Origin of the sequence: Cupriavidus sp. H18C2 (genome assembly GCF_049393795.1) — a bacterium.
Taxonomy (GTDB): Bacteria; Pseudomonadota; Gammaproteobacteria; order Burkholderiales; family Burkholderiaceae; genus Cupriavidus; species Cupriavidus pauculus_C.
On record NZ_CP186010.1, the window covers coordinates 2,727,848 to 2,741,725 of the forward strand.

Genomic DNA, 13,878 nt, shown 5'->3' on the forward strand with positions numbered 1-13,878 from the left:
TCGCGTATCGGCGGAAGCACCTCGATCAGGGGAACCGCGGCGAACGCGATCCGGGGAGAAATGACCTTCTCGCCCAGCAGGCCGTGATGGGCCTGCAGGACGCGCACACCGTTGCAGAAGGGAACGCGCGCTGGGGAGTCCCGCGGGGTGCGGGAGGTTTGCCCCGCCGTCGGCAGCAGCCGGCGTGGCAGAGGGAAACGTGGGCGTCAGCTCGCCTTCGGAGACCGACGCCGCGGGCTTGGCGCTGCGGGCTTGCCTGTCGCGGTTTCGACCGGCTCCGTGCCCTTGCAGTCCGGGTAGCGGCTGCACGACCAGAACGCGCCGTTCTTGCCAGTGCGCTGGCGCATCGGGGCGCCGCACTGCGGGCAGCTCGGCGCGGGCGGCAGCTTGAGGGGGAGCGTTGCGCCGCGGTACTGCTGCACGAGCTGGGCGACCCAGGCCGATTGCTTGGCGATGAAGGTGTCCAGCGTCATCTGGCCGGCCTCGATCATGTCCAGCGCCTGCTCCCACACCGCCGTCGTGCCCGGATCGGCGATGGCCGCCGGCACCGCGTCGATCAGCGTGAAAGCCGCATCCGATGCGCGGATGGCACGGCCCTTCTTCACAAGATAGCCGCGTGCCAGTAAGGCGCTGATGACGTTGGCGCGCGTGGCCTCGGTGCCGATGCCCGTGGTGTCCTTGAGCTTCTGCTTCAGGCGTGGGTCGGTCACGAGCTTGGCGACGCCCTTCATGGCTTTGACCAGCTCGCCCTGCGTGTAGGGCTTGGGCGGCAGCGTCTTCAACGCCTTCAGATCGACCTGGCCGACCTGGCAGGAAGCTCCAGCACGCAGCGCCGGCAGCACCTGGCCGCGCTGCGCTTCCTCGCCGTCCGCGTCGTCGGGCTCCGGCGCCGCCAGTACCTGGCGCCATCCGGCCACCGCGATCTGCTTACCGACCGCGACCAGCGACTGCCCGCCGCACGTAAGCTGCGCCACCGTCCGGTCGAATTCGTGGTGCGGCAGGAACTGCGCGAGGTAGTGGGCGCGGATCAGCCTGTAGACGGCCAGCTCCTTGTCGCTCATCGCCGAGAGGTTCGCCGGTTCCAGCGTGGGAATGATGCCGTGGTGCGCCGTGACCTTGCCGTCGTTCCAGGCCCGCGAACGCTGCTGGCGATCCAGGCGGTCGATCAGCGGGCGCAGGCCGGGGTCGGTCTTGAGCAGGCTGTCGAGTACGGTGGGCACCTCGGCCAACATGCTCTCGGGCAGGTAGCCTGAGTCCGAGCGCGGATAGGTGGTCGCCTTGTGCGTCTCGTACAGCGCCTGGGCAATGTCCAGCGTCTCCTGCACGTCCAGACCCAACTGCTTCGAGCACACCTCCTGCAGCGTGCCGAGGTCGAACGGCAGCGGCGGCCCTTCGCGCACGCGCTCTGTTTCCACCGACAGCACCTGGGCGGCACCGGCCGCGCGCAGGCGCTCGGCAGCCTGCTGCGCCACCGGCTGTTGCAGGCAGCGGCCGGCGTCGTCGGTGCTGCCCTGCGGCGGCGTCCAGCTTGCGACGAAGGACTGGCCCGCATGTGAGAGTGCAACCTCGATGGCCCAGAACGGCACCGAAACGAAACGCGCGATCTCGCGGTCACGGTCCACCACCAGCTTGAGCGTCGGTGTCTGCACGCGCCCGACCGACAGCACGCCGGTGTAGCCGGCCTGGCGCCCGAGCAACGTGAACAGGCGGCTCAGGTTCATCCCGATCAGCCAGTCGGCACGCGATCGGGCGAGCGCGGAGAAGTAAAGCGGCAGCGTCTCGGCGGACGGCTTGAGCGTGCCCAGGGCCTTGCGGATCGACGCATCGTTGAGCGCCGACAGCCACAGGCGCTGGATCGGGCCGCGGTAGCCGCACAGCTCGATGATCTCGCGGGCAATCATCTCGCCCTCGCGGTCGGCGTCGGTCGCGATCACCAGTTCGCCCGCCTTGGCGACGAGCTGCTGCACGACCTTGAACTGCGCCGCGGTCGCCGCCTTGGGCTCGACACGCCAACGCTCGGGAAGAATAGGCAGTTGCTCGATGCCCCAGCGCTTGTACTGCTCGCCGTAGCCTTCGGGCGGAACCGCTTCGACCAGATGACCGATGCACCAGGTCACGACGACACCCGCACCGCTGTAGCAGCCGTTGCCGCGTTGGCCGGCGCCCAGCACACGGGCGATGTCCTTGCCCTGGGACGGCTTCTCGCACAGGAACACGCGCATGAAGCCTCCTTGGAAGTGTGCGGTCATCGGATGGCCCCAGCTTGGCCGGGCCAGCGGATGACGGCAGCAAGGAAGCCGATTGGCGCAGACACCGCTTTGTGATCGGCAGGCGATGCGTTGCCGCAGCGGCATGCGCGAAGCCGCAACGGCTGGCGCAGCGGGAGCGTCGTTTCGGGAGGGCGGCTGGAACCCGGTGGAACACCCTGGAGCTATCCCCTGGGGATAGCTGGTGCATGGCGGGCGTCTGACGGTTGCTACAGCCGCCCCCTGCGGGGAATCAGCCCTTGGCCTTGGTTTCCTTCGACGCCTTCGTCCCCTTGGTCTCCTTCGGCGGCGGTACTGCGGCCTCGGGTTCCAGCGTCCTGGCGCTGAGGGTCACGGCCTGGATGCGGTACGGCAGAATGCCGATGCGGCGGGCCTCGATCTTGAAGGTCGTGCGCTCGTTGTCGTCGGCGTCCTCCCACTCGTCCTTCACCGTGCGGCCTTCTACCAGCACGCGCATGCCCTTCTGGTACAGGTCTTTCCAGTGGTCGGCGTCGCGGTGCCACAGCTCCACCGGCGCCCAGAAGCCGCCGCGGTCCTCGAATTCACCGTCCTTCTTTGGGATCGGGTTGTCGAAGTAGACGTTCAGGCGCAGCAGCCGGCGCGGCTCGTCGTTGCCGTTAGGGAATTCGCGATAGTCCGGCGCGGAACCGATGTTGCCCTCGCCGACGAAGTGCGTGCTCATGGAGACTCCTTGGGGGTGGTGGATGGAACCGACGCGGCATGCCCGTGGACACGTCGCAGGTAAGCCGCTTCGGCCTGCGCGGCCTTGCTGGCGCACTCCTGGGCCTGGCGGCCCAGCGTGTGAAGGAGGCTGATCTGCATGTTCAAAGCGATGCGCTGCAGCTCCATCGCGTACAGGTCGTCGATCAGCGAGGCCGGCGTCGCCGGGCGGTCGAGCAGCGATTCCCACAGCGCCACGCCCATGGAAGAACGGTCGTGGTTGCGCCAGCGCAGGAAGGTCGTGCCTGCGCCAGTGGTCTGCTGGGCCAGTTGCACGTCGAGCAGCGAGAAGGGGTAGGCCCGCGCCTGTTGCAGCACGCGCCGCTGCGCCAGCCCGATTAAGTCGTCGCGCAGCGCCGTGCACTGGTTGGCCCAGGCCTCCAGACTCCCCTTACCTTTAAAAGGCTGTAAAAGGCCTTTTAGGTAGGAGCCGTGTTCCAGGCGCTGGAAGTCCGCCTGTTCCAGCGGCAGGAAGCGCGCCGGTTGGCCGTTGGAAGACGATGCTGTCATGCCTTCGTGCCTTCGCCGTCATGGTCGTGGTCGTCGTCCGCCACGTCGGCTGCGCCAGCGCTGGGTGCGGCATCCGCGGCTTTACCAGGCTTGCCCGACCGCCGTGCGATCGGTGGCGCAAAGCGCGAGCGGCGCGTGCCTTCGAGCACGTCCTGCGGCAACTCGCCGAACTTCTCCAGCGCCGCCCGCGCCACCGCGTTCTTCGAGGCGAAGTCGTCGCGCGTCGCGCCGGAGTAGCGGTACTGCTGTGCCAGCGAGAACAGGCTGCGCAGCGCATGCGCGCCGTCGTTGAGCCAGCGTTCCAGCGTGCTGCGGTCGATCAGCGCGGTGTGGTGGGCGAGGATCAGCTTGCGGGCCAGGTCGTCGTAGTCGGCCAGCAGGTACACCGCTATGAAGCCGAGCTGCGCATTGACGAACAGCGGCAGCTTCACGGGCTGCACGTTCATGTTCTCGCCCAGCGACAGCGCGGGCGGCACGTCGGCCAGCGCCTGGTCCACCTGCTCACGCAGCGCCTGCAAGCTGTCCTTGGTCTGCGTCAGCTTGTCCTCGATGCGCAGCATCCAGAAATCCGAGTAGGGATCGTCCTGCTCGGCGCCGCGCTTCATCTTGTTCATCACGCTGATGTAGCCGTTCAGGCCGATGATCCCGGGCCGGCCCTCGGCAGGCGCTCGGCCATGCCAGATGCGTGAAGCGTGGTGGGTGTGCAGCGTCAGCGACATCGCGCTGCGCAGCGATCCGAGATTCAACTGCAGGGGCGGCTGGGATTCATTGGCCATGGTGACGACTCGCGGTACGGGAACGAGCCGCCAGCATCGGCATCGCCCGGAAGGGCGTCAGTCAACAAACCGCAGCGGGTGCGCTCCCGGTTGTCGCCCCGGAAGGTCGCGTGTTCCGTCTATCCCCAGGGGATAGGTCCGCGCCGGGCTGCGACCGTGCGACGCATGACAGAACCGAAGCCGATGCCTGGAAGGCTTCGTGTCCCAGCTATCCCCTGGGGATAGCTGCTCAGGAATCGCCCAGGGTTGAACGCAGTTTCGCCAGGTAGGCCCGCGCTGCCTCGCGGCCAGGGCCGTTCGGCGCGGGCGGTGGCGGTGCAGACGGTGCCGGTGCGGCTGGCCGTGGCGGCGGCGCAGGCGGCGTCGATGGCGAACCGCCTTCGCCGGCCCAGGCCTTGAACTCGCCGCGCATCGCCTTCTGGATGATGCCGAACAGATAGCCGGCCGGGTTGCGTACCGCGCTTTTGCGGCAGCGCGCATCCCATTCGTCCAACACCGCCTGCCGCAGCGACTCGTCCACCTGCTGCAAGGCCACCATCGCGCCGCTTTGCTGCTCGTCCTTCAAGCGCAGCAGGCGCTCGGGCAGGCGCAGGTGCTGCAACGACTTCGCGCGCGGTACTGTACGTACTTGATTTATACGATCCATACGTACAGTACGGTCCTCCTTCGGATTCCGAAGTGAGCCGTCTGGCGCGGATTTCAGCCCTGCTTCGGATTCCGAAGACGGGCCTTCGAGATTCCGAAGCAGGCCGTCCTGGCCTTCTTCGGATTCGTGATCCACAGGCGCTTGTGGATAACTCGCGTCCGCCCATTCGTTGCGCGCCATGCGCTGTGCCAGCACCTGCAGCCGCGTGGGCAGCGTGCGGCCGTTGAGCATCGGGTCTTCGGCGATCTCGCGCAGGGTGTTCATGCCGACGATCTGCACCGCCTTCGCCGCATGGGTCAGCGCCTGGCTGACCAGGCCGAGGTAGTCGGGGTCGAGCTGCATCGCCTCGAAGGGTGTCAGCGGTTCGTCGTGCAGCACGTAGAGGTTGCTCAGGATGCGCCCGGTCTTCGGGTCGCGGCGCCGTCGCACCAGGCTCAGCCAGCGCGTCAGCCGCAGCAGCGTCAAGGCGCGCGCCACGGTCTCGTGCGAGGCCTGCGCCGCGCAGGGCATCGAGGCGAGGTAGGGGCGAAGCTGGTCGTAGGTCGGGAACGCCGTCACGCCGTCGCTCTGGAGCTGCAGGCGGAGCACCTGCCAGGCGTTGCGCTCCAGCGGCGTCAGGCGCCGGTCGAGGAACAGCGCACGCGGCACGCTCTCGTGCCGGTTGCCGCTGTAGAGGAAGCCGTCGCTGACCGGCGCGGCCGGCAATGCAGCAGCAGCGCCGCGCGGGGCTGGCGGTGTCGGTGGTGCCCGTGGCACCAGTTCCCGCAGCGCGTCGTCGAACAGTGCCGACAGCGCCACGGGGCCATCGCGCCGGGGTGCGCCGCCGGTCGCCATGGCCTACACCAGCCCCTGGTCGATCCAGTTGCGTATCGCCGACCAGATCACCGACATCGGCAGGTTCAAGGTCTCGGCCAGGTCCATGGTCAGCGTCAGCATCGCCACCTCATCGTCCAGCGCGATGCCGCGCTCCATGACGCCGGCCTTCCACTGCTTCCACAGCGCCGTGTCCTGCGCCTCGTCCAGCACCGGATGCCGCCCCTTGCGCTTGGGCAGGCCGAGGATGTCGCGGCGCAGGGCCACCTCCTGGTGCGTAAGCCCGTAGAAGCGGCTGACCATCTCCGTGCTGGCGCCCAGGCGCAGCATGCGGTCGACCGTCGCGATCTCTCGCTCCACGTCGTGCACTTGGCTCAGCAGCCGCTTCAGCACATCGCGGTTCACCGACACCGAACACCACGACACCGTGGCGTTCACCAGCATGCTCACGAGTTCGGGGTGCTTGAGCGCGTCCAGCTCCTCCTCGCCGAAGCCCATCGCCTTGCAGCGCCGCAGTTGCCCATTGCGCAGGTCGTGCAGCGCCTGTGCGATGACGGCCTGGTTGAGCGGATGCGGTGCCGACATGATGGCCTCTGCTCAGGCGCCGTGGCCGGGGTTGCTGAAGGCCGCGCCGGTCTCCAGATCCAGCAGCCGGCGCGCCATGCGCAGCAGCCGGAACAGCTTTACCAGCCCGGCATCGCTCAGGCGCGGATATGCGCCGCCGCCATGCAGCAAGGCCGCAAGGTCGTCGGCCAGCCGGGCGCCATCGAAGCCGGGGGCGGGTCGGGGCGCGGCGCACAGCGCATGCAGCAAGGTCAGCACCGCACACGCGAACGGAGGCAATGCGCGCACCGCCGGGGGCGCCACGCAGACGAAGCCCATGCCGCCTTCGCTGGGTTCGACCTGCCCGGCCACGTCGGCTTCCTCGGCGATCTCGCGCGCGAACTGTGCGATGTGCACCCGCAGCCGATCCGGCACATCCAGGCCGGGCTCGATGTACCAGACATCCGAGATGGGGTAGAGCCCGCCCGCCTGCACAGGGATCGCGCGCAGCGCGTCGGCCTCGAAGTCGGGCAGCTTGTCGCCCATCTGATCGGCCACCATGCGCTGGATGGATTGCAGGCGTTCGGTGGTCGGGGCCGGGGACACGATGTGACCCTGCAGGCGTTCGTCATCCTGCTGCATGCCCTTGTCGCTGGCGGCCGGCGTGGAACCGGCCTGCGCAGCCTGGCCAGGGCCAGGCTCCGACGACTGCACCGAGGGGCCGGGCGGCAGCGAAGGCGGTGACGGTGGTCGCGGTGGCCCGGCCGGCACCGCAGGTCTTGCCGCCTGCAGCGGCGCAGGATCGCTGGTCAATGCGCGCTGCCGGCTCTCGCTGTCGTCGATTTCCAGGCTCAGCGTGTCGTAGTCCGCTTCCAGCAGCTCGGCCATCTGGCCGACCAGCTCGTCCTGCACACGCTGCGGTGAGAAGTTGTCGGGCTGCGTGTCGAACTGCGCCAGCAGGTCCTGGAACAGCGTAGCGAAGTCCATCGACAGGTTGCGCCTCAGGGCATGCCGCTCCCAGGTGCGTTCGCAGGCCTTGCGCAGCACCGCGAGCCGTTCCACCTGATGCCGGCCGAGCCCGCCGTACAGCAGCGTGGGGATCGCCGGGAGCAGGTAGTGCACGGCGTCCTGCATGCGGCTGATGTGCGACTGCGGCAGCGGGAAGCCATCGGCCGTAAGCCGCCGCGCCAGCTCGCTCTGCGACAGCGGCTGGCCGCTGTCCCGCCCCATTTCCTGCTCGTAGAACTCGCGCGCCTTCTCCACGCCCAAGGCCCGCTCGATGAAGCTGAGCCCGCCGCGCAACTCGTTCTCGGCCAGGTGCCCGGTCAGCATCACCACTTCGCCGCGCTGCGGCCACGGGCGGAACAGGCAGGGGATGCGGAAGAACCGTTCGTCTTTCGTCTCGCTCCACAGCTCGCGCAGGATCGCCAGGCGCGTGTTGCCGCCGTTGCGGATGATGTAGTGCGGTTCGCCGGGCCGGCGCGTGATCGCGGGCGGCGCATCGAGCCCGCGTTCGCGGATCGAGGCCTTGATGTCCTCGTAGGCCGGGTTGCGCGTCACGCGCGGGTCGTGGTCGTAGGGGCGCAACTGGTCCAGCGTCACCACCATCGGCGTGTCGGCGATGGGGTCGCTCAGGGCCGCGACCGAAGGGCCGTTGCGCTCGAAGCCCGAGGCCAGCAGATTGGCGGCCATGTCCTGCGGCGTCAGGTCAGCCACGGCCATTCTCCTGAGATGCTGCAACACCCTGGGCCGCCTGTCGGTCGGCGCGGCGAAGCTGCGCACGGGCGTTGCGCTCGGCGCGGTGGTCGCTCGCCGTCGAGCTGGTGTAGATCGGCGCGCAGCCTTGCTTCGTGAACAGCAGGTGCCCGCCGCGGGTGCGCACCACCTTCCAACCTTCTCCCAGGGCGAACTCGATCAGCCCTCGCAGCCGCTTGTGGCCGCGGGCCAGGTCATGTGCGCTGGCCATGGCCGGCCCCTCCCGCGTCGCCTCGGCCGGTGACGAGCGCAAAGCGCTCCTGCCACGCCGGGAACAGCTCGCCGGCCAGCGCGCGCATGGTCTCCAATGCGGCAGGTGCCGTGCGGCCCGCCGGCTGGCGGTATTCCACCCGATGCACCGGCAGTCCGCGCGTCGCGGCGCGCGGATAGGCTTCAATCGCCGGCACGTCGGTGTCCAGCACGCGCACGCCAGGCTGCTCCTGGAATACCTGACGCAGCGCCTGCTGGATCAGCCGCGCATTCGACGACACCGGATGCACGCGGTTGATGAGCAGGTGCAGCGGCGGCGGCTCGATGCCGAGGTGGCGGTACGGCGCGATGTCCTCGATGAGTTGCAGCGTGCCGCGCCGCAGCTCGCGCGCCGCGAGGATTTCCGGCGTCACCGGCGAAAGCGCCAAGTTCGAGGCCAGCACCGCCATCTCCAGCAGCACGCTGCGCGCGCCCTGGGTGTCGATCAGCAGCAGGTCGTAGTGCGGCGCCAGCGTGGGCAGCAGGTGGCGCAGCCGCAATCTGCCATCGGGCGCGTGCAGCAGCAGCGTGTTCAGCTCGCCGCGGTCGTCGTTCGAGAGCACCAGGTCAAGCCGCTCGATCGCGGTGCGCGACACCAGTTGCTCGGCGCGCTGCTCGTTGTAGGCCAGCATCTCGTAGATCCCGGCCGGCGCGCGCTCGGCCAGCGTGAAGTAGCTCGACAGCGTGGGCTGCACGTCCAGGTCCAGCAGCAGCACGCGCAGCCCGGTGTCGGCTGCGAAGCCGCCCAGGTTGGCCGCCGTCGTGGTCTTGCCGACGCCGCCCTTGGTCGAAATGATGGACACCACCTGCATGGGCCTCTCCCGGTTGAATGGCATGTACCGAGGAAAAGCGTCAGGCGCGCTCATCGAGGCGATCGGCGATCCATTGCTCGACCTCCGCCGAGTCCCAGCCCACGGCGCGCACGCCCAAGCGCAGCGCCTTGGGGAACTTGCCTTCTTTCATCAGGCTGTAGATATGCGCGCGCTTGAAGCCGGTTTTGGCCTCGACTTCGGCGCGACGCAGGATGCGGTGCTCGGCCGGCACTGCCGGCGCGGTGGTCTGCGAAGACATGAGAGACACTCCTTGACGCTCACTGGCGCTGTTCGGAAAGTGCCTCGTATTCAATACACCGCGGTCGCCGAAATCACTGCAATTGCAGAAGCAGCGACTGCAATTGCAGTGCGCCGCATCGGCATCATGCTGGCCGCGTCGTCAGCGCGACGCCTCCAGGTGGCGCCGCGCCTGCGCGAGCTTGCTCCACAGCGTCCGCTCGCTGAGACCCGGCCGCCCCTCATGGTGTGCGATCAGCGCGCTGACCACGGCATCCATGCTGCGGAACGACGAATAGGCCGCGCCTGACGGCGAATTGCCCAGCAGCAGCGTCAGCAGTCCGCCGATGATGTTGAGGTAAGTCGTCTCGCTGCGCAGGCCAGGCTCGCGCGCCTGTTCGTCGTTGGCCGCGCGCGTGGCATGTTCCTTCGCCAGTGCTTCGTGCGCGGTGCGCAGCGTTTCATGCACCAGGGCAAGTTCGGCAAGTTGCGACTTCGCTGCTTCGCGATCGGCCAGCAGAATGTTGAGCGTGTCCACGCTCACCGCCGGATGCACCGCGCGTTCGATGCCGTCAAACAAAAACCCCGGCCGATCGCCGGGGTAGAACTGCGACATCCACGCTTTCAAGTCCACGTGGCGCACGGTCAGCTCGGGGTCGTCGAGCGCCGGCCGCTGCGAGTCCAGCACGATGCCGGCCTTGCCACCGGGCAATTCGCCATGCGTCAGCGCGTCGAAGATGCGCTCGGCATACAGGCGCAGCAGCGGCCAGCGCGGGAATTCGCCGGGCTCCGGCATGGCACGCTGCTCCAGCGCTTCCAGAATACGCTGCTCGAAGCGCAGGAGACCGCACCAGCGGACGGCCGCCTCGATCGGTCGGTAGTACGTCTTTGCGCCAAAGGCGTGGCTGCTCGATTTCGGCATATCGCGCTCTTCCCATCGTCGGATCGACACATGGCAAGCGCGCGCGGCCCACATGGGCGCAGCGATTGCCCAAAGAACCCGATGAAGCGCGAGCCGGTCGGCATCGTGGTGGACGTTGGGTGCGGCGATGTCGCCGAGCGTTACGCAGGGGGCAAACCTTCTTGCGGTGCCCGCTACACCTCAACCATAATGCACCTGCGAAAAATCTTGTTACCGGCGCAACGGTCTGAAAAGCCGCGCATCCAAGTTCGATCAGGAAGGGATGCTGCGCTTGACCGGAAAACCAGGGCAAAGTTTTCGTAGGAATACGGGCGGGGTAAAGCGCCAATGCGACTTCCGGCTGAGCCGGTTTGCATCCAGCAAGGGCTCATGCGTTCTGCGTCACTGCTGTGACCTCGACAGCTTGAAGGTGCCTTGCTTGATGCCGGGTGGATAGGCCCGATTCGCCATCCATGCCCGTGACGCAAAAGGTCGGCCGCCGATGCAATGCGGGTCAAGGTCCAGACCGAAAGGGAATCGTACCGTCCAAAATCCCCGCGTCACATCGGGCGTTGATCGGTGCCTTGCGGGCGTCCGACACGCTCCACGCGGTCGATGAACTGCCGCAGCGGCTCCATGATTTCGCCTTCGGGTCGCAGTAGATAGGTCGTCAGCGAAGCGGTCTCGTCGGCCAGCGGCCGCACGACGACATCGGCCTGATGGCAACCCGCCAGATGCGCCGCGCTCGAAAAGCCCACGCCGTAGCCGGCGGCCACGAGGGCCAGCATCAGGGAATGGGTCTTGACGTACTCGGCTACCGTCGGCTGCGCATCCACCGTGCGGAGCAGCCGTTCGCGCTGCCGGCTGCAACCTTCGCAGACCTGGGGATCGCACAGCACCAGCGGATAGCTCGCCACTTCCTCCAGCGGCACTTCCTTGAAAGCCAGCAGCGGATGCCTGGCGGGCAAAGCCACCACCAGCGGGTCTCGCCACACCGGCATGGCGACGATGCCGGCGTCCATTTCACCAGCCAATGCAAAACCTGCGTCATACAAGTCGTTGCGCAGTCCAGTCACCAACTGCGCCAGTGGCGTTTCAAATATCCGAATGCCGACCTGTGGTGCCTCCTCGCGGCAAAGCGCAAGCAACGCCGACAAGCGGGCCTGCCCCATGTCACCAGATAGTGCGATGCGCAGCGTGTTCCGCTGGTTCGCTGCGGCGCGTGCCTTGGTCTGCGCTTGCTCGAAGGCCAGCAGTACGCGCCGGGCTTCTTCGAGGAAGACCTGTCCCGCCGGTGTGAGACGAACACTGCGTGGCAAGCGGTTGAGCAGCGGCACCCCTAAATCCGCCTCCATCTGGCGGATCGTGCGCGACAGTGGAGACTGTTCGATGTGCAGCCGTCGAGCAGCCCGGCCGAAGTGCAGTTCCTCGGCTACGGCGATGAAGCAGCGAAGATGGCGTAAGTTCATGCTTTCTCCCTACCGATGTGATCAGTCCATATCATCGTAGGGAGCCGAATAGTGCGGAGGATTCACCTCTGTATCGAGATGAGAGCCATCCTGGGGGGTGATGCTCGGATGCTTTTCGCCCATGTCAGCGCCTACGGCGAAGCTCTCGTTCGAGATCGCCCAGCTGCGACGCCTGAAGTTCGGCAAGAAGAGCGAGCAGCTCGATGCCGAACAACGCGCGCTGTTCGACGAGGCTCTGGACGCCGACCTTGCCGCGGCTGAGGCGCAGCTCCAGGAACTGCTGGGCAAGAAGAAGCCGCCGGCTACGCCTGGCGCGATGCCTAAGCGCACCGCCTTGCCGGCGGACCTGCCGCGCGTGGACTGCCACCACGAGCCCGAGAACACTCGCTGCGCGTGCGGCTGTGCGCTCAAGCGCATCAGCGAGAAGCTGGACAACACACCGGGCGTATTCACGGTAGAGTGCCACATCCGCGGCAAGTGGACCTGCGCACAGGTGCCGAACGCTGACCCAGGCGCCAGTCCCGGCGGAGATCATCGCCAAGGGCATCCCCACCTCCGGGCTGCTCACGTAGGTGCTGGTCGCAAAGGACTCCGACCATCTGCCGCTTACACGGTCGTCCCTAGGCAAGCAGGAATCAGCTGCGTGAGTGAATCGGGAGGTTTGCGCAGCTGATGGGTGGTCAGCAGCGTCTGCGCCGGCGGCTTCACCGGCACGAAGCGCATGTGCGGGCGGGTTGCCGCCTCGCAGATCGCTGCGGCATCGGCCGCACCGTTCTTGCGTCCCTTGCCGGCCATGCGGTAGCGCGTGACGAAGTGGCCTGCAATCAGCCGCGCATCCAGCCCATAGCCGCGCAGCTTGCGTGCCCAGTGATGCGCACCGCCGCAGGCCTCCAGGGCCACCAGGCAGCCGGGAGGCAGCTCCACGCACCAGGCCGCAAACTTGTCAGCGGCCAGCGCCTTGGCAACCACCACGCGCGCATCCACCGCATGCACCTAGATAACCCGCTTGGCCAGATCCACCCCGACTCGGGCAATCTCGTTCATGGACTTCCCCTTCACATGGCTACAGATTGACGACTTGGGGAGCACCATCGCGGCGGCAGCCAACATTTGTTTCCTCGCTGCTTACGATTGATTCACATCGATCGGCCAGCAGATCGCTGGATGTTGACTCTTGACTTTCGGCATTTTAGGCGCACTATCTTGCAAAGTCTTGCAAGAACTTCCTCGAGCGAGGCCGCGTGACGACGGAACATGTGGGGGTGGTATGACAGCGCGCCAGCAGGCGATCTTCACACTCGACGAGTTGGCTACCTACTTAAAGGTCGGCAAGCGGACGCTTTACCGGCTCGCCGCGCACGGGGAAATTCCGGCCTTCAAGGTCGGCGGGACGTGGCGGTTTCGTCAAAGTGAAATCGATCAATGGATCAATGATCAGATCCAAGCAGGCAGAAAGAAGGAGGTGATACGCACAGATGAGCAGCCGAAGTCAGCGAAACATCCCGTGTTGCCTGGGCGCGCTATCCATAGCCGCAGGCAAGCGGATTGAGTGAGTCTTCAATTGATTTCTGGAGGTATGACATGGACATTGATTTCAAGAAATTGGCTCCCTGGAACTGGTTCAAAAAGGAGCAGGAAGAACAACAGAGCACTGCCTCGCTGCCGGTGCAGCGCAATGACCTGCCGGTGGCGGGTGGGCCCGTCAGTCCCATCCTGCAATTGCATCGCGAGATCGACCGCCTGTTCGACGACGCGTTTCGAGGCTTCGGTTTCCCGACGCTGGCCATGCCACGCTGGCCGTCGGACTGGCCGGGCATGCTGAAGCCGGCGCTGGACATCCAGGAGACCGACAAGCAGTACAAGATCGCCCTGGAAGTACCCGGCATCGAGGAAAAAGACATCCAGATCACGCTCGACAACGACGTGCTGCTGGTGCGCGGTGAAAAGCGTCAGGAGCAGGAAAGCAAAGACGGTGGTTTCCACCGGGTGGAGCGCTCCTACGGCAGCTTTCAGCGCGCTCTGAATCTGCCGGCCGATGCCAACCAGGACACGATCAAGGCCGCTTTCAAGAACGGCGTGCTCACGATCACGATGGAAAAGCGCGAGGCCAGTACGCCCAAGCAGGGGCGCTCGATCCCGATCAACGGCTGACGCGGGGCAGCGCGTTTTTCTCAAAAACC

General features: G+C 66.8%; 14 protein-coding genes and 2 pseudogenes. 3 read left to right on the forward strand and 13 right to left on the reverse strand.

Annotated features, from left to right (window positions below):
- Positions 1 to 206: 206 nt before the first annotated feature.
- The 12 genes from EPAKOI_RS12340 to EPAKOI_RS12395 form a co-directional block, all read right to left on the reverse strand.
- Positions 207 to 2,222, reverse strand: coding sequence for a DNA topoisomerase III (locus EPAKOI_RS12340; protein ID WP_004265528.1), 2,016 nt, complete (start codon positions 2,220 to 2,222; stop codon positions 207 to 209).
- Positions 2,223 to 2,499: 277 nt separating this feature from the next.
- Positions 2,500 to 2,949: a single-stranded DNA-binding protein gene (locus EPAKOI_RS12345; RefSeq protein WP_003454893.1), complete on the reverse strand. Its 450-nt coding sequence runs from the start codon at positions 2,947 to 2,949 to the stop codon at positions 2,500 to 2,502.
- On the reverse strand, positions 2,946 to 3,497 hold the full coding sequence (locus EPAKOI_RS12350; RefSeq protein WP_004265525.1) for a DUF3158 family protein: 552 nt from the start codon (positions 3,495 to 3,497) through the stop codon (positions 2,946 to 2,948). Before EPAKOI_RS12350 ends, EPAKOI_RS12345 begins: the two co-directional genes overlap by 4 nt.
- Positions 3,494 to 4,273 carry a PFL_4669 family integrating conjugative element protein gene (locus EPAKOI_RS12355; protein ID WP_004265522.1) on the reverse strand — a complete coding sequence of 260 codons (780 nt, stop codon included), beginning with the start codon at positions 4,271 to 4,273 and terminating at the stop codon, positions 3,494 to 3,496. The genes EPAKOI_RS12350 and EPAKOI_RS12355 overlap by 4 nt, the downstream gene beginning before the upstream one ends.
- A gap of 229 nt (positions 4,274 to 4,502) precedes the next feature.
- Positions 4,503 to 5,753, reverse strand: coding sequence for an STY4528 family pathogenicity island replication protein (locus EPAKOI_RS12360; RefSeq protein WP_020306388.1), 1,251 nt, complete (start codon positions 5,751 to 5,753; stop codon positions 4,503 to 4,505).
- A gap of 3 nt (positions 5,754 to 5,756) precedes the next feature.
- Positions 5,757 to 6,317, reverse strand: a complete 561-nt coding sequence (locus EPAKOI_RS12365; protein WP_003454899.1) for a DUF2857 domain-containing protein — start codon at positions 6,315 to 6,317, stop codon at positions 5,757 to 5,759.
- Between the two features lie 12 nt (positions 6,318 to 6,329).
- Positions 6,330 to 7,991 carry a ParB family protein gene (locus tag EPAKOI_RS12370; protein WP_037004480.1) on the reverse strand — a complete coding sequence of 554 codons (1,662 nt, stop codon included), beginning with the start codon at positions 7,989 to 7,991 and terminating at the stop codon, positions 6,330 to 6,332.
- On the reverse strand, positions 7,984 to 8,241 hold the full coding sequence (locus tag EPAKOI_RS12375) for a hypothetical protein (RefSeq protein WP_003454921.1): 258 nt from the start codon (positions 8,239 to 8,241) through the stop codon (positions 7,984 to 7,986). The genes EPAKOI_RS12370 and EPAKOI_RS12375 overlap by 8 nt, the downstream gene beginning before the upstream one ends.
- Positions 8,225 to 9,091: a ParA family protein gene (locus tag EPAKOI_RS12380; protein WP_004265510.1), complete on the reverse strand. Its 867-nt coding sequence runs from the start codon at positions 9,089 to 9,091 to the stop codon at positions 8,225 to 8,227. Before EPAKOI_RS12380 ends, EPAKOI_RS12375 begins: the two co-directional genes overlap by 17 nt.
- 40 nt (positions 9,092 to 9,131) lie before the next feature.
- Positions 9,132 to 9,350, reverse strand: coding sequence for an AlpA family transcriptional regulator (locus EPAKOI_RS12385; RefSeq protein ID WP_003454927.1), 219 nt, complete (start codon positions 9,348 to 9,350; stop codon positions 9,132 to 9,134).
- 141 nt (positions 9,351 to 9,491) lie between these two features.
- Positions 9,492 to 10,250, reverse strand: coding sequence for a hypothetical protein (locus EPAKOI_RS12390; protein ID WP_003454930.1), 759 nt, complete (start codon positions 10,248 to 10,250; stop codon positions 9,492 to 9,494).
- A 539-nt stretch (positions 10,251 to 10,789) separates the two neighbouring features.
- On the reverse strand, positions 10,790 to 11,698 hold the full coding sequence (locus tag EPAKOI_RS12395; protein WP_012761385.1) for a LysR family transcriptional regulator: 909 nt from the start codon (positions 11,696 to 11,698) through the stop codon (positions 10,790 to 10,792).
- Between the two features lie 139 nt (positions 11,699 to 11,837).
- On the opposite strand from EPAKOI_RS12395, the pseudogene EPAKOI_RS12400 reads away from it, so the two are divergent.
- Positions 11,838 to 12,267, forward strand: a pseudogene (locus tag EPAKOI_RS12400) (IS66 family transposase); the annotation flags it as partial.
- A 91-nt stretch (positions 12,268 to 12,358) separates the two neighbouring features.
- Here the strand turns inward: EPAKOI_RS12400 and EPAKOI_RS12405 are convergent.
- Positions 12,359 to 12,691 (reverse strand): annotated as a pseudogene (locus tag EPAKOI_RS12405) (IS110 family transposase); the annotation flags it as partial.
- A 274-nt stretch (positions 12,692 to 12,965) separates the two neighbouring features.
- On the opposite strand from EPAKOI_RS12405, the gene mads1 reads away from it, so the two are divergent.
- Positions 12,966 to 13,247: a methylation-associated defense system helix-turn-helix domain-containing protein MAD1 gene (gene mads1 / locus EPAKOI_RS12410; protein WP_003454941.1), complete on the forward strand. Its 282-nt coding sequence runs from the start codon at positions 12,966 to 12,968 to the stop codon at positions 13,245 to 13,247.
- Between the two features lie 32 nt (positions 13,248 to 13,279).
- A complete protein-coding gene (locus tag EPAKOI_RS12415; RefSeq protein ID WP_016451637.1) occupies positions 13,280 to 13,849 on the forward strand; it encodes an Hsp20/alpha crystallin family protein in 570 nt (189 codons plus the stop codon).
- Positions 13,850 to 13,878: the final 29 nt, after the last annotated feature.

Coding starts and splice junctions, on each gene's coding strand:
- EPAKOI_RS12340 (WP_004265528.1), bottom strand. CDS start 2,222: ATGCGCGTGTTCCTGTGCGAGAAGCCGTCCCAGGGCAAGGACATCGCC.
- EPAKOI_RS12345 (WP_003454893.1), bottom strand. CDS start 2,949: ATGAGCACGCACTTCGTCGGCGAGGGCAACATCGGTTCCGCGCCGGAC.
- EPAKOI_RS12350 (WP_004265525.1), bottom strand. CDS start 3,497: ATGACAGCATCGTCTTCCAACGGCCAACCGGCGCGCTTCCTGCCGCTG.
- EPAKOI_RS12355 (WP_004265522.1), bottom strand. CDS start 4,273: ATGGCCAATGAATCCCAGCCGCCCCTGCAGTTGAATCTCGGATCGCTG.
- EPAKOI_RS12360 (WP_020306388.1), bottom strand. CDS start 5,753: ATGGCGACCGGCGGCGCACCCCGGCGCGATGGCCCCGTGGCGCTGTCG.
- EPAKOI_RS12365 (WP_003454899.1), bottom strand. CDS start 6,317: ATGTCGGCACCGCATCCGCTCAACCAGGCCGTCATCGCACAGGCGCTG.
- EPAKOI_RS12375 (WP_003454921.1), bottom strand. CDS start 8,241: ATGGCCAGCGCACATGACCTGGCCCGCGGCCACAAGCGGCTGCGAGGG.
- EPAKOI_RS12380 (WP_004265510.1), bottom strand. CDS start 9,091: ATGCAGGTGGTGTCCATCATTTCGACCAAGGGCGGCGTCGGCAAGACC.
- EPAKOI_RS12385 (WP_003454927.1), bottom strand. CDS start 9,350: ATGTCTTCGCAGACCACCGCGCCGGCAGTGCCGGCCGAGCACCGCATC.
- EPAKOI_RS12390 (WP_003454930.1), bottom strand. CDS start 10,250: ATGCCGAAATCGAGCAGCCACGCCTTTGGCGCAAAGACGTACTACCGA.
- EPAKOI_RS12395 (WP_012761385.1), bottom strand. CDS start 11,698: ATGAACTTACGCCATCTTCGCTGCTTCATCGCCGTAGCCGAGGAACTG.
- mads1 (WP_003454941.1), top strand. CDS start 12,966: ATGACAGCGCGCCAGCAGGCGATCTTCACACTCGACGAGTTGGCTACC.
- EPAKOI_RS12415 (WP_016451637.1), top strand. CDS start 13,280: ATGGACATTGATTTCAAGAAATTGGCTCCCTGGAACTGGTTCAAAAAG.